14 protein-coding genes and 1 rRNA gene are annotated in these 14,513 nt (G+C 40.8%); 8 read left to right on the top strand and 7 right to left on the bottom strand.

The genetic code is table 11. From position 1 onward, the window contains the following. The first annotated feature begins 76 nt into the window (after positions 1 to 76). The 3 genes from rrf (at position 77) to cysK (ending at position 1,981) form a co-directional block, all read left to right on the top strand. Positions 77 to 191: ribosomal RNA gene (gene rrf / locus KCV09_RS05100) — 5S ribosomal RNA — on the top strand. A gap of 166 nt (positions 192 to 357) precedes the next feature. Beyond that, positions 358 to 894: a GNAT family N-acetyltransferase gene (locus KCV09_RS05095; protein WP_212515645.1), complete on the top strand. Its 537-nt coding sequence runs from the start codon at positions 358 to 360 to the stop codon at positions 892 to 894. Positions 895 to 982: 88 nt separating this feature from the next. Further along, on the top strand, positions 983 to 1,981 hold the full coding sequence (gene cysK / locus KCV09_RS05090) for a cysteine synthase A (RefSeq protein ID WP_212515644.1): 999 nt from the start codon (positions 983 to 985) through the stop codon (positions 1,979 to 1,981). A gap of 63 nt (positions 1,982 to 2,044) precedes the next feature. Here cysK and KCV09_RS05085 read toward each other — a convergent pair whose 3' ends face one another. After that, the gene (locus tag KCV09_RS05085; RefSeq protein ID WP_227265891.1) at positions 2,045 to 2,551 is read right to left on the bottom strand and encodes a lytic transglycosylase domain-containing protein; all 507 of its coding nucleotides are present in this window, start codon (positions 2,549 to 2,551) and stop codon (positions 2,045 to 2,047) included. Between the two features lie 271 nt (positions 2,552 to 2,822). On the opposite strand from KCV09_RS05085, the gene KCV09_RS05080 reads away from it, so the two are divergent. After that, the gene (locus KCV09_RS05080; protein WP_004937923.1) at positions 2,823 to 3,218 is read left to right on the top strand and encodes a putative signal transducing protein; all 396 of its coding nucleotides are present in this window, start codon (positions 2,823 to 2,825) and stop codon (positions 3,216 to 3,218) included. Positions 3,219 to 3,240: 22 nt separating this feature from the next. On the opposite strand, the gene KCV09_RS05075 is transcribed toward KCV09_RS05080, so the two are convergent. From KCV09_RS05075 to KCV09_RS05050, 6 genes are read right to left on the bottom strand one after another with little or no spacing between them, the layout of a single operon-like run. Continuing rightward, positions 3,241 to 4,185 (bottom strand): phosphatidate cytidylyltransferase, encoded by a 945-nt coding sequence (locus KCV09_RS05075; RefSeq protein WP_004947646.1) that lies wholly within the window; start codon positions 4,183 to 4,185, stop codon positions 3,241 to 3,243. Continuing rightward, the gene (locus KCV09_RS05070) at positions 4,182 to 4,865 is read right to left on the bottom strand and encodes a lysophospholipid acyltransferase family protein (protein WP_004937917.1); all 684 of its coding nucleotides are present in this window, start codon (positions 4,863 to 4,865) and stop codon (positions 4,182 to 4,184) included. Before KCV09_RS05070 ends, KCV09_RS05075 begins: the two co-directional genes overlap by 4 nt. A gap of 8 nt (positions 4,866 to 4,873) precedes the next feature. Then, positions 4,874 to 5,311 carry a hypothetical protein gene (locus KCV09_RS05065; RefSeq protein ID WP_004937913.1) on the bottom strand — a complete coding sequence of 146 codons (438 nt, stop codon included), beginning with the start codon at positions 5,309 to 5,311 and terminating at the stop codon, positions 4,874 to 4,876. A 2-nt stretch (positions 5,312 to 5,313) separates the two neighbouring features. Then, the gene (locus KCV09_RS05060) at positions 5,314 to 6,666 is read right to left on the bottom strand and encodes a phosphatase PAP2/dual specificity phosphatase family protein (protein WP_212515643.1); all 1,353 of its coding nucleotides are present in this window, start codon (positions 6,664 to 6,666) and stop codon (positions 5,314 to 5,316) included. Between the two features lie 19 nt (positions 6,667 to 6,685). Continuing rightward, positions 6,686 to 8,434 (bottom strand): bifunctional alpha/beta hydrolase/class I SAM-dependent methyltransferase, encoded by a 1,749-nt coding sequence (locus tag KCV09_RS05055; protein ID WP_212515642.1) that lies wholly within the window; start codon positions 8,432 to 8,434, stop codon positions 6,686 to 6,688. Between the two features lie 18 nt (positions 8,435 to 8,452). Beyond that, positions 8,453 to 9,088 (bottom strand): CDP-alcohol phosphatidyltransferase family protein, encoded by a 636-nt coding sequence (locus KCV09_RS05050; RefSeq protein ID WP_212515641.1) that lies wholly within the window; start codon positions 9,086 to 9,088, stop codon positions 8,453 to 8,455. Positions 9,089 to 9,245: 157 nt separating this feature from the next. Here KCV09_RS05050 and ybaK point away from each other — a divergent pair, with 157 nt between their 5' ends. The 4 genes from ybaK to KCV09_RS05030 all read left to right on the top strand — a co-directional run bounded on the left by ybaK (position 9,246) and on the right by KCV09_RS05030 (position 14,512). After that, a complete protein-coding gene (gene ybaK, locus KCV09_RS05045; RefSeq protein WP_004937900.1) occupies positions 9,246 to 9,716 on the top strand; it encodes a Cys-tRNA(Pro) deacylase in 471 nt (156 codons plus the stop codon). A 120-nt stretch (positions 9,717 to 9,836) separates the two neighbouring features. Then, positions 9,837 to 11,414, top strand: a complete 1,578-nt coding sequence (locus tag KCV09_RS05040) for a histidine-type phosphatase (protein ID WP_212515753.1) — start codon at positions 9,837 to 9,839, stop codon at positions 11,412 to 11,414. A 230-nt stretch (positions 11,415 to 11,644) separates the two neighbouring features. After that, positions 11,645 to 13,786, top strand: coding sequence for a bifunctional mannitol-1-phosphate dehydrogenase/phosphatase (mtlD, locus tag KCV09_RS05035; RefSeq protein ID WP_212515640.1), 2,142 nt, complete (start codon positions 11,645 to 11,647; stop codon positions 13,784 to 13,786). 87 nt (positions 13,787 to 13,873) lie between these two features. After that, positions 13,874 to 14,512 (top strand): 2'-5' RNA ligase family protein, encoded by a 639-nt coding sequence (locus KCV09_RS05030; protein WP_212515639.1) that lies wholly within the window; start codon positions 13,874 to 13,876, stop codon positions 14,510 to 14,512. Position 14,513: the final 1 nt, after the last annotated feature.

Here is a 14,513-nt window from a genome sequence, read left to right as displayed (position 1 = left end):
TGGTACAAAGTACGGCACATACTGTGAAATACAATCCACAGTCTAAGTAAGACCCGAAAATGTCCATAAACAGTTTGCTGGCGACAATAGCAAGAGTGAACCACCTGATCCCTTCCCGAACTCAGAAGTGAAACCTCTTCGCGCTGATGGTAGTGTGGCGTTAGCCATGTGAGAGTAAGTCATCGCCAGCTTTTAAATACGAAAGTCCCCTTAACATATGTTAAGGGGGCTTTTTTATGCCTAAATGAAATAGAAATAGAAAATAAATAAAAAGTGCATATCAAATTAGAAAATACAAAATCTGCCCAGCACATCGATCACTTTACGTTATGATGAATGAAAACGGAGGGATCTTGTGTGCAGTTTAAAGTAATAAGCGCGAGCGATTTAACGCATAATCAAAGAGAGCAAATCGCAAAATTATGTTTTGAGGCTTTTGATGAAGATCCTTGGAGCCAATATGCATTTATGCAAAATGCTGTGCATGTTATTGGATCAGTAGATAATGTGATTGTTTCACATGCTTTATGGACAAAAAGAAACTTCACTGTAAATACGCTTCAGAATATTGAAACGGCATATGTTGAGTATGTCACTACCGATTTGAGTACGCGGGGTAAAGGCTATGCATCGCAGTTACTTAAGTATTTAATCCATTATTTAACTCTGAACCAGTATCCTCTTGCAGCTTTACAGCCTGAAAACAATGAGTTTTATAAAAAACTAGGTTGGTTATCATGGAAAGGCAATCTATACGTTCAAAATGGTCAGTCGTTGTACCAAACTGAAGATGTCGAGATTTTACTTTATCCATTGAATAAGGAGATTGAGGCATATCTCAAGTCACAACATCAGCTTCTGTGTACGGACTGGAGAGAAGGTGAGCTTTGGTAAATGAATCAGATTTTATGATGAGATTTGACATGCCTATTTTGATTCTGAATAATGCATGAGAATCATTCCAACGCTAATAAGGATAGTTATGTCTACCGATCCACACTTCAAAACGCCTGAAAATCGTGGTGTTGCAGTTTATGCGAATAATGCTGATGCCATTGGTAATACGCCTTTAGTACGAATTAACCGTATTATTCAAACGGGTGCAACCGTGTTGGCAAAGGTAGAAAGCCGTAATCCTGCATTTTCAGTGAAATGTCGTATCGGTGCTGCACTGATTGCCGATGCTGAAAAGCGTGGCGTGCTTAAACCGGGCATGCACATTGTGGAGCCAACAAGCGGCAATACTGGTATCGCATTGGCATTTGTTGCTGCTGCAAAAGGTTATCCAATTACACTCACAATGCCTGCAAGTATGAGTCTTGAGCGTCGTAAAGTGCTGAAAGCCTTTGGTGCGAATCTGGTTTTGACAGAACCAGCGAAAGGTATGAAAGGTGCTGTCGATGAAGCTGTCAGACTGGCAACCGAGCAACCTGAGCTCTATTTTTTACCTCAGCAATTTGAAAATCCTGCAAATCCGAAAATTCATGAAGAAACGACCGGGCCTGAGATTTGGGAAGCCACGCAAGGTCAAGTGGATATTCTGGTAGCCGGTGTGGGAACTGGTGGTACGATCTCAGGTATTTCGCATTATTTTGAAAAAATACAAAACAAACCGATCTATTCGGTTGCAGTTGAGCCGGCAGAATCTCCAATTATCTCTCAAACCAAACGTGGTGAAGCCATCACTCCAGCCCCTCATAAAATTCAGGGAATTGGAGCGAACTTCATTCCAAAAAATCTAGATTTAGACATAGTCGATGAAGTGATCACGGTCGAGAGTGCAGAAGCGATTGAGTGGGCACGCAAGTGTGCAACTCAAGAAGGGATTCTGGTGGGGATATCATGTGGTGCAGCATTGGCTGCAGCAGCAAAAATTGCTGAAAGACCAGAAAATGCTGGAAAAACAATAGTCGTGATTTTACCTGATGCGGGTGAGCGTTATTTGTCTTCTGCACTTTTTGAAGGCATGTTTGACGAGTAATATCAAGAAGGAAGAAGCCTATGTCGGGCTTCTTCTGATTTGGGTATCGCTCAATAGGTTATACTAAAGTTCCTTTTTTAAAGTTTTTTCAAAACGTTTGACAGATCGCGCATATTTCTTAGCTTTGTGTCTTGTCCAAAAGCTCGATTTATATCCTGTTGGTCCTACATTATAGTAAGCGCTGGCTTTAAACCAACTTCCAGCCATGCTGTTATAGCGTTCTAAAATATAAGCACTACATTGAATATTGGTATATTCGTCCAACAAGTCGCCCGGACAGCTCTGTTGCCAGTAACTTGGAATAATTTGTGCCAGACCGACGGCTCCACCTGAAGAACGAGCGTAGGAATTATAATTCGACTCTTGACGAATCGTGGCTGCAATTAATAATGGTGGTACATTATAGCGATCTGCACTTTGAATAATCATAGGTGAAATACGGTTCGCTGCATTCGGGGAAACTGAATAGGCACGCTGTAGTCCGTGAGCAAGTTTATTTGAGCGTTCGACTACGGTTCCACTGTGTGGTCCTAGTGTCGTACATCCTGTAAAAATCAGACCGATTGTCATCACACTTAAGGTTTTTAAAGAATGAATCGGATTAATAAGAAATTTATGTTTATAAGATAACTGCGTAAATAAAGCCAAGGTGACGATCTATCAGAAATACTATTGTTCTGGATAGTAGTGATAAGCACATTTGAGGTCAATATATGATAACTTTTCATAACAACATGTTGCTCGCAACAGTAAAATGATGCTTATAAGCAAAATAAGTGTTTTAACGCACGCTAAATTATGAAAGAAATTGCACTCAAGCTAATAATGTAGGACATCAAAAATGAAGTGGATGGTTATTGCGCAGTATTCATTTCCCTATGAGGCTCACATTGCAAAGGCTCGACTGGAATCGGTTGGTATTCCAGCATATATTGAAAATGAACATACGATTAATATGTATTGGCTGTATTCAAATGCTTTAGGCGGGGTACGTGTTTTAGTGCCTGATGAGCAGGTAGACACGGCACGTTATTTAATTTCTCAAGATTTTAGTCAAGATCTAGATGATGAACTGAATTTGACTTCGGTACGATGCCCAAAATGCAACAGTACGCAAATTGAGCCATTTACTCAAGGCAAAAAAGCAGCTTTCATTGCGTTTTTTGTGATCAATGTTCCATTATTTATATACAAGCACGGCATGCGCTGTAAAGCATGCCAACACTTTTTTAATTAATATTTTGTTTGCTATTGATGCTTTAAGTCCACCAGTATCTCAAAATATGGAAGAAAATCGGCGCTGAAAAACAAACGGAGTCGATACGATCCAGCATCCCGCCATGACCTTGAATCAATTGTCCCCAGTCTTTAACACCGCGATCGCGTTTGATTGCAGACATCACCAGTCCGCCAAAAAAGCCAAAAATACATACCACTAAACCAATTGCTGCTGCCTGCCAAAGATTAAAAGGCGTTAACCATTTCATGGCCACACCTAATGCGCTCGCCAGTATAACCCCACCAATTAAACCTTCAATCGTTTTAGACGGAGATAAAATAGGCGCAACTTTATGTTTGCCAAAGAGTTTGCCGCAAACGTATTGCAGTACATCTGAAGCTTGCACCACCATAATCAACCACATTGCCAGCCAGATTTTATCTCCATGAAAGTGAATTAAATTCAAATTAAGAAGTGCGGGCACATAAGAAACACAAAAGACACAGATCATCAGGCCCCATTGAATTTTTGCACTTCGCTCTAAAAAATGTTTGGTATCTTCTTGTTTTAAACTTGCAATTGGAATAAGTAAAAAGGCGTAAAGTGGTATAAAAATAGAATATAACCCATACCAATCGGTATAAACCAAGTAATACTGATATGGAATCATAAAATAAAATGAAATGAGTAGAGGGAAATAATCACCACGTCGGGTTGGCAGTAGACTAATAAATTCACGTAAAGCAAATAACGAAATAAGCCCAAACAGCACAATAAATGCAATTTTTCCAAGTAAAATAGCGGTTGCAAGTACAATCAGCATGATCCACCATGCATTAATACGTGCATTTAAATTATCAATCACAGGGGAGGCTTGAGTGCCAGCGCGTTGCTTTAAAACAAAACCGATACTCGATGCAATAAGCAAAACGCCTGCAAAAATAGCAAAAAGCAGATAGGTTTGATATAAATTATGCGCCATCATTGGTATTCCGCCTGTTTAAGTTTAAGAAGTTCATCTTGAGCAAGACTTAAAAAATGGGCTTTGTCTAATGCAGAAGATACTTGCAACGGACATCCAAAAATGACGCTAGAGAGTAACGGTAAAGGAATAAATGCACCTTTTGGCATGACTCGTTTCAGGTTTGAAATCCATACGGGTACAACTTCCACCTCGGGAAATGCCTGACTTAAATGATATAAACCACTTTTAAATTCGAGTAGTTCAATATCATCGTTTAAATTACGTGTGCCTTCAGGAAAAAAGATGATCGAATAGCCTTCTTGTAACACATCTTTGACGGGCTGTAAGGGATCTTCATGATGTTCTCGTTGGCGTTTAATAGTCACACCAGAGAATGTATCTTGAATTAAAAAGCGTCTGAAACCATCTTTTAACCAGTAATCTGATGCTGCAATGGGTCGGGTTTGTCTTCGAATCGCTTTGGGTAGTGATGACCAGAGCAAAATAAAATCGATATGGCTGGTGTGATTGGCATAGTAAATTCGTTGTTTCATTTCTGGTGCACAGCCTAACCAGACACTCCGCGCACCTGTCAATAACCGTGCACTGCGACGAATAATGAGCGAAATTAAACGCGCAAAAAGTCGACTGATTGTTGAGTTTGTGCGGGTAGTAGGATCAGATTGAGCAGGTATTGTCATTTTTATCTCTATGAATAGCCAGATAGCATTTGAATCAAACTCATCATTAACATAGCGTATTGCAGCACAAGAAGAACAATTTGTAGTTTAAATAATCGCTTGCATCCATTTAAACGCTCTGTCCAAGTTCGACCTGCTTTACTGTTTGGCATTAACTTTAACGCGATTAAAGCCAAATCCAGATCATGAGTTCGTTCATTTAGCATTTTGGGGTCATGCTCAGCCAAGTAAAGCAAGAGTTCTGCATCGAGTTTGACACGGATAGAGACATAAAGATGACTAAATATCAGAATAAAAATTACAGCAAAATAACCCCATATCCAGATTGTTGGCCAGAGCGCATAAAAGAAACATAAAATGCATAACACAAAAGCCACATAGCCTGCCATCAACAATGAATGGGTGCTTTGTAATACTTTTGCGAGTACAACAAACTGCATATGCATGATTAAAACTCCAACTTTTGAGCATAGTCATGTAGACACTGCATTTGCTCAATGTTCAAACGTACCCATGGTCGCTCCGTTTGAACGATACGTAGTGCATCTTCTGGATCACGTGCAAAGTTTTGATCAATCAGCCAGGCACACAAAATAGCGGTACTGCGTGAATAACCGAGTGCACAGAAAACAAGTAATTCAAAAGGTCTTTCTACTGCTTTAGATTTTTGAACGAGATCATCAAAAATACGCACTGCATATTTTAACTGTTTGGGTTGAAGCGGAATAAGATCTAAACTGAAATATGCTTGATAATGTTTTTCTGTGCGAACAGGCAATTCCGCGCAGCAATCAAATAATGCAGTATAGTTCTTTGCCACAGATGACGTTGGTATTCTACCCAGATAAAGATTTCCAGATTGATAAGTCAAAATTTTTGAATCTTCTGGATGTTTTTTGGTCCAAAGTCGACTATTTAGCCAAGCCATGACCAAATAAGGCCCCAACAATAAAGTCGCTGAATGCGTTAAGCGACCGTTGGCTTGTTTCTGAAAAAAATGCGGTCTGACCAACAGATATGCCAATCCGACAATGGTTAAACTGACGGCAGGATAGAGCAACCAGAGTGTCCAGCTGGCATAATAAAATGCAATAAAGCTAAGCCCTAAAGCGCCAACAAGATAATAACTGGCCAGACGAATGTGCCGTGATGTACGGTACTGAAGTGCATCCGCTTGATAAGGTGCTTTGACATGAAAAGGGAACAGCCAAATACATAAGGTGCCCGCCAACACACCTGTTGGAATATCGATAAAATGATGTTGCCATGTCGTCAGCACTGAAAGACCAATCAAAAAGGACCACAGATCTACGATCCATTTATATGGAGCAACTACATGCCGACGGTAGAAATCCCACAAAATAACCAGAAGCACAATATGCAAAGAGGGCGCCTGATTAAATGGCTTGTCAAACCCCATCAGCACATCAAACCAAACACCAAAAAAACCATCAAGTGCGGGCCGATCAAAGCTAAATTTAAGCGGGAAAAGTAAGAAGCAACTTACAGCAATTAGCTGTGCGGTGAATAATCTTAGCGCATGTTGTTTAAGTTCTAAGCGATTCCAGCACAATAGCAACGATAAACCATAAAATAGATCAATCGACCAATATGGAACAATCGTCCAAGGCCACAGCGGAATTTTATGCTCCCAGTCAAATACAATACTTCCAACGTAAGGGAGATTGTCGGCATATTGATTGGCAAAGCCATAACTTAAGAAAAAAAAGGGTGCTAAAAAAACTAAACAGAGAAGTCCCCATTTCCATGTGCCAGCCTGTAGTTCAAAATCTTGCTGCATATGCGTCTTTCTCTGATCTCTATTTGATTTTTTGGGCAACCGATACACTAAATATTCCAAATTCATCAATACATTGATCAATTTTTTTAAATCCGGCTTCTTCTACCAACGCATCAATTTCGGCTTGAGAACGTAAACGCATCACCCAAGCATCTCCCTGACGGTGTGAGGTGAGTGCACGAGCTATAAATTCTTGTTGAGGATGCCAGATCTGACCGGTGTAAATAAGGTAGCCTTCTTTTTCAATGGCTTGAGAAAGACCACGAAGTGACTGTCTGAGTAGATCATTATCACTAAACAGCTCGTACAATCCAGAGACCACCGCCAAAGTGATTTTAGGCTCAATACTCGCCAGTGAGGCTTCATCAAAGGCATCACCTTGTTTAAATACTGCAATATCGTCCAAACCACGAGAGCGAATTAGTGCATTACCTGCATTTACGTTCAGTGGGCTGTAATCTCTTAAAAGCACATGGGCTGGGCGCACAGAGAGATTTTGTATAGCATCGAGAATATATCGGCCATGACCTGCGGCGATATCTAATAGCCTAAGCGGTTTTCCTGATTGATTCAGTTGTTCTGCATATTGAATAAGTAACTGCTCGATATGTTGCTTGCGTATACGAATTCCTCGCCAGCCTATGGCATTTAAATATTGTCGATCAATCAGCTTACCCAATATAGAGGTGCTTTCTGGCTGGTTGCGATACACAAAATCAAGGGTACTTCCTGAGTCATATCCTGTATCTTCACCCAATTGAAGCCCTTTAGAAAATCGGCTGCCTATTTTTAAATTTTGCTTTGTGATCGACCAAAACCAGTGTTTCAGCGAATTACGAGGAAAAGGCGTACTTAACTGTTCAGCGGTCGCACAGCTTGGCCCGACTTTATCGGCATTTAATATATCTGGCGCGGTATAAGCGTGTGCGAAGCATTGGAGAATATAGCGGCGGATTTTCTGTACTGCAATATTGCGGTGCTGCTCTCCCAAAGTATCGTGATAAAAGCCTTCAAGAATATGGAATTCTTTATTGGGATGTGCCAGTCGCTGATAGAAAAGCTGTTGTGGTTTGCGATGTACGACAAAATCTGCGCCCGAACATAACACTTGAGTAGGCACAAAAATGTGTTGAGCATCGGCAACGATACGTTGAGCAGCTGTATACAACCCAAGTAACATGCGCACTGAAATTGCTTTGGCGATCTGTGGATCTTGAGCGTAGTCCGTTGCGCGTTCGCGGTCATGCGTTAGCATGTTGGCTTTCACATAACTGGTAATAAAAAAGTTACCTTTTATGTTGCTGAGTAATGACAAGCCTGGTTTTGCAAACGGAACATAGAGCTTAATATCAAAAGCAGGTGAGGCAAGACACAGTGCTCGAAGTGGCGGGGCATAATCATGTACCCATGTGGCAGCTAAAACAGCGCCTACACTTTGTGCCACAATGGCGATATCGGTTGTTTTGATCTGATACTCAGCTTCGATATGTCGCATAAAGTATTGAATATCTTTGACACAAGCCGAAAAACTTGGTGCATCTCCACGTTCGCCGGGTGATTGACCATGTCCTCGGGCATCCCATGCAAAAAAATCAAAATCTGGAAGATTCAGCTCTTCAACCAAGTGTGTCATACGTTCAGAGTGCTCATGACCCCGATGAAATAATACAATGGCTTTTTTTGCAGGTTGATGTGCCGCCGCCCAGCGCTGATAAAACAGGGTAGTTCCGTCATGTGTGATAAATTGATGATGACTGTTGTGATGCATAGTATTTTGTCCTGTTTATTATTTTGAATGAATTGCGTGTCGAACTCGATTGGATATCGTGATCATTAAAAGTAAAGCCATAATACCTAAAAGGCCGTTTGCTACAGAATGAAGGATCTGCTCTGAAATGATGGAATTCAACTTATTTGCCAAAACAATCCAGAGGGCAAGAAGACTAAAACAGAATGCTCGATCACTTTTACCCATGGGGCCATCATAGCGTCGTGCTTGACCAATAAGTGGCGCCATTACACCCGCATATTCACTTAAAATAGCCATAAAAATGACCGCCACTAAAAGTATCGGCTCGATAAAACCAAACGCGATAAAGCAGCCGTAGAGCGCCGTATCGGAAATCACATCACACAGCTCGTTTAGGTAAGCACCTAGCATGGTTTGCTGGTTGAATTCTCGTGCCAACATGCCATCTATAGCATTGAAACCCATACGCACCAACATCCAGAGCGGAATGAATAACCAAATCAAATAAGGCGCTATATTTTCATGTAGCAGCAAATAGGCTGCCAGAGCGACAGAAATCAGCATTGCAAGTACTGTAACTTGGTTGGCGGTTACTCCCTTGTGATAGAGCTGTTTTACCAAAGGTCGTAAAAGATTCTGAAACGCTGGTTTTAATTGATAAATTGAAGGCATTTTTCGTTTTTTTAGTTCAATCTAAAACTTATTCTTATCATTTTGACTTATAACTTACAAGCTGATGCTGCATTTACCTAAAATAGCCTAAGTAATTTTAAAATCTATATAAAAGAATTTATACTCAATTTGCTTTCAATAACTGGACTAAAACAACATGACACCTGCCTGTAAGCTTCTTAAAAATCAAAAGATTGAATTTAGTCTGCATGAATACGAACACGATCCGCAGGCTAAAAGTTTTGGTCTGGAAGCCGCCGAAAAATTGAATCTGAATGTCGAAGATGTGTTTAAAACACTTTTAGTCACCGACGACAAAAACTATTTCGTTGCGATATTACCTGTTAATCATCAGCTTAATCTAAAAAAAATTGCGTCGGCTTTGGGCTGTAAAAAATTACATATGTCGGATCCTAAAGAAGCGGAACGGCTGACTGGATATTTAGTGGGGGGGATTAGTCCGCTTGGACAAAAGAAACGACTTAAAACAGTCATTGATGCAACTGCGATCAATAAACCCAAAATTTATGTCAGTGGTGGAAAGCGTGGTTTAGACATTGGCGTTTCACCACAAGATTTGTCCAAACTTCTTGGCGCAGCATTTGCCGATTTACTCGATATCTCATGATATTTAAATGAATGTCTTTAAATGGTCGTGAAAGCTTCATTAAAATGACATCTTGACTGCGCAAAATCAGTCAACTTTTTTTAATGCCTAAACAAAATGAAAACAAGAATGCTGCTTTTGATGATCTTGACGGGGAGTGGGTTGATCGGACTGACAGGCTGTAATGACAGTTCGAATGATGATTCGACTACTACAACTTCAGTTACAACCAACACATCTGGTTATTTTCAGACCAAAACACCGTATCAGGCGCAGCAGAGCATTGGTAGCTATCAGGCAGCACCGGCTGGATTTGAGCCCGTATTTACAGAACTGGTTGCGCGTCATGGTTCGCGCGGTCTATCGAGTATGAAATACGACTTGGCATTGTACAATCTCTGGAAACAGGCCAAGACAGACAATGCATTAACACCATTGGGAGAAAAGCTCGGCTCAGATCTTGAAGCGATGATGAAAGCCAATATCGTCCTTGGTTACGGCGTCGAGGGAATTCGCCAACCGGGTTATGGCAATGAAACTGCACTGGGGATAGACGAGCATCGCGGGATTGCAGATCGTTTGCTGCAACGCTTACCACAGCTTTTTAATGTCTCTGCGATGGGAAATCAGGATATTCTGGTGCAAAGTTCGGGGGTAGACCGAGCCGTAGACAGTGCCAAATTTTTTAGTAATGAACTTATACGCCAAAATGCCGCTTTGTCGGGCAAAATTCGTCCTGCAAGTTATACCATTTTAAATACAAGTCTTGGTCCAACTGTTCAAGATCAGGGCGTCGACCGCTTCTTACTGTATTTTCACAGCTTAAATAAAGACACTGATGCAAGCGAAATCAATTCAAGCTTTAAACAACGCATTTTTGACGCCAGCATGAATTATCAAAACTTTGAGAACAATGATCTTCAGTTACAGCAAAAGCTCAAACAACTTTCTAGTCAAACGCAAGCGCAGCAAGTTGCACTGACAGTGCTAGCTCCACTTTTTAAAGATGCATTTATTCAGAAGTTGGGAACGCCAGGTTATACCTTTAGCAACACGGGCTCTTTTTCAGCCACAGCACCAGACGGCACTGTGGTTACGGAAAAAGGAAAAGGCAAGAATACCATTAGTAGTGCAGTTGATGCTGCGGCGTATTTATATGAGTTATATTCGATTGCACCGGGCATGAAAAAAGAATTGGTCAATACAGATTTTGCTCAATATATGCCACGAGAAGCAGCTAAATTTTATGCGGAATATAATGATGCCAACGATTTTTATGAAAAAGGACCAAGTTTTAGCGAGTCTAATCAGGTTACGAGTATGATGGCTCAAGGCTTGAAGCAAGACTTTTTTAACCAAGTCGATGCTCTGATGAATCAGCAGCAGTCACATAAAGCGGTTTTACGTTTTGCACATGCCGAAATCATCATCCCATTGGCGACTGCGTTTGAACTCAAAGGCATGATGACGCCGTTACCGCTTGTCCAAACTTATTCATACAGCAACAGCGCATGGCGTGGTGAAGATATTTCCCCAATGGCAGCCAATATGCAGTGGGATATTTATCAAAATGCGCAAGGTTATACCTTGGTCAAAATGCTTTACAACGAGAAAGAGACCTTATTTAAATCGAATTGTGACTATGCTCGCTACGCACCGAATAGCTATTTTTATGATTATCTGAAATTGAAACAGTGCTACAACATTTCAAATTTTTAACAGATTTTGCGTGGGCAGCAGTGTTTGACTGCTGTCCAATTCTTACATTTAGTTTCATAGCTTTTGTATAAAAACAATATTTTCTGATTGATTTGATTAAAAATGTTGAATAATAGCCTATTTTTTGTTTAAAAAATAATCAAAAATGTTTCATTTATTAAGATCAGCCCGCAAAGGACGATTTATTGGTTACTCTAAAAAACAACAAATTATAAACAAAGGGGAAAAATATGCTGATATTTCACTCGTTTTCTGTTCAGGGCGCGCTTTTTGATATGGATGGTACAATGTTTGATACTGAACGACTTCGGTTTCAAACATTGAAACAGGCATCTCAAGAACTCCTTGGGCAGAGCTTTTCAGATGATTATTTAATGCAGTGTTTGGGTTTAAGTGCCACCACAGCAGAGCAGTTGGCCAAAGAGCGCTACGGCGAGCACGTTCCTTATCAAAAGATTCGCCAGCGAGCCGATGTGCTCGAACTCGAACGTGTTCGTAACGAAGGTGTACCGATTAAAAAAGGCTTGGTGCAAGTTTTGGAGCGTTTACGCAAATCGGGATTACGTATGGCAGTTGCCACGTCGAGCCGCCGTGCGATTGCAGAAGAATATCTGATTAATGCCAATGTATATAAGTTTTTTGATGTGCTGGTTTGTGGCGATGAGGTGACTTGCGGTAAACCGCATCCTGAAATTTTTGAAAAAGCGGCAGAGCAGCTCAACCTTAAGCCGACGCAATGTTTAATGTTCGAAGATTCTGAAAATGGCATTTCATCTGCACATGCAGCGGGTGGTGTGACCATTTTGCTCAAAGACATTAAAACGCCAAATGACAACATGCTTTCAAAAGCAAATTTTTACTTCGAAACCATGTACGACTGTTTGCATGATCTGGATCAATTTGTCGCAACCATGGACATGCCTGAACTCGATGCGTCATTTCCGCAGTCATTAAATCAGCTCACTGTTGGCATTCATGGTTTTGGGGCAATCGGCGGCGGATATCTGGCTCAGATTCTTTCGCATTGGGATGGTTATACACGACCGCAGCGCATCTTGGCTTCCACCAGAAATTCCTTATATCGTGAAGCCGTCAATGCATTTGGTACCTACTGTATCCGTTATGGGCAGCGTTCTTATGATGAGCGTATAGAATACATGTCGGTGATCGATGCCGATAATGAACAACAAATGCTGGATATGTACCTCGAATCGTCTTTGATCGCGTTATGCTTACCCGAACAAGCGATTCAAGATGAAGCCAAAATCATTGCAAAAGGCCTCTATGCACGTTATGCCTCCCAAACAATGCAAAATCATCATCCACTGACGTTTTTAATTATTTTAAATAAAGTCGGTGCTAAAAAGATGGTGATCGATCATATCCGTGACGCTTTGGCTCAGCTTTCAACCGTTGAGATTGCAGAACAAATCATGCAACAGCATTATTTTTGCGACACGGTGGTTAACCGTATGGTTTCAAAATTGTCAGAGCAAAATTTATATCGACAACTTAAGATTAAATACAACTTTTTTAAGCAATATCAGTCGGATGTAGAATGCGATAATGTCGAGATTGAAGATACGTCTAAGTTATCGAGTGAGCAAGAGCATCAAGCTGCGATGTATATCGATGATATGCGTCGAAATTTTCAGCCAAGCCATATTTTGCAAACGATGGATCTGATTTTGTTCAATAGCGAAGTAGATATGCCAATTTATGTAGAAAATTGCAGTCCGCTTTTAGCTAAATTAAGGCAAGTCATCCGAGTAGATAACATTACAGATATTCAATTGATCAAGAATCGTTTATGGAACGGTGTACACGCCATGATCGCTTGGTATGCAGCGACGCTCGAACACGACACCATTGGAATTGCGATGGGAGATTCACGTGTAAAGGATTTTGCTGATGCATTGATCGGTAATGTGCAGGCGGGATTGAGTCGGCAGTTGCCTCATCGTGAAAAAGATTTACAGCGTTTGGCCAAAAGCTTCATCGAATCGTGCCAATACGCCTATAAAGACCCATGTGAACGTGTGGCACGCGATCCCTTACGTAAACTCAGTTATCCCGAACGTGTTTTTGGTTCGATTGCCATAAATCTTCAGCATGACCAATCTATCGATGTCCTAATTGTTGGCGCAGCGTTGGGTTATTACTACGCACAACATGCGCAAAAGCAGCCTTTAGCAACAATTCAGGCACATTTACAGCAAACGTTAGATGCTATGAATATCGCTGCCAAGCACAAACATCTAATCAAGCAGCAAATCCTAAACTATTTAACCGAATGGAATGAAAACCCTGAACAGCTGCTGTCAACGAGTTTTTTGCAAGATGCATTAGAACATCATGCTGTAAGCGCTTGATCTAGACAATTGATTTCTAAATTTAAGCGCACTACAGAATCTAAAAGCATGTTTTAATATTGGTCTTAAAGTTTTCGGTGCCATGATGTGTTTATCAAGCCAAATCAGTTTGTTATACCAACCGAGCAACGTGATTATAGCGAATGGCACCGTGGACGCACACGTTATGCACTATGGTATTTGTTGCTTGATCAGGTTAAACATGCAGAGATAATCAAACAGCTTGATCAGATCCGTCATCAGTTTTCGGACTGTTTAATAAAATCTTCAAACCGCCAATACCATATTACATTGTATATTGGCGGTTTTTTGACATGTGATGAGTCTATTTATAACGATGATTTTCCACAGTCATTGTTTGTCAAACAACAGCAACAGCTTGAATCTTTAAATTTATCTCATTCGATCACACTAAAGTTGACCGCTGTAAATAGCTTCGGAAGTGCGCTTTTTGTGCAGGTGAGTGACTCACTGCATCAACTCACATCGATCCGATCCGCTTTAAGATTAGCTCAACATACTGAAGTGGCTGCGCAAAGATACTGTGCGCATATTACATTGGGGCTTTACGCTCAAAAAGTGATGGGACAAGATGTTTTGCAGCGTTTGGATGCATGTGCAGCACTTGATGTAGAACTCGAATTTGATCACATCCATTTTGGTTATTACAGTGCGCAAACACTGCAAGGCCCGTTACATTCACTTTATTGTTTTAATCTGGAATGAT

Source organism: Acinetobacter soli (genome assembly GCF_018139125.1).
GTDB lineage: Bacteria > Pseudomonadota > Gammaproteobacteria > Pseudomonadales > Moraxellaceae > Acinetobacter > Acinetobacter soli.
Note: the sequence above shows the minus strand (reverse complement) of the source record. Positions and strands in the feature narration are given on the sequence as shown.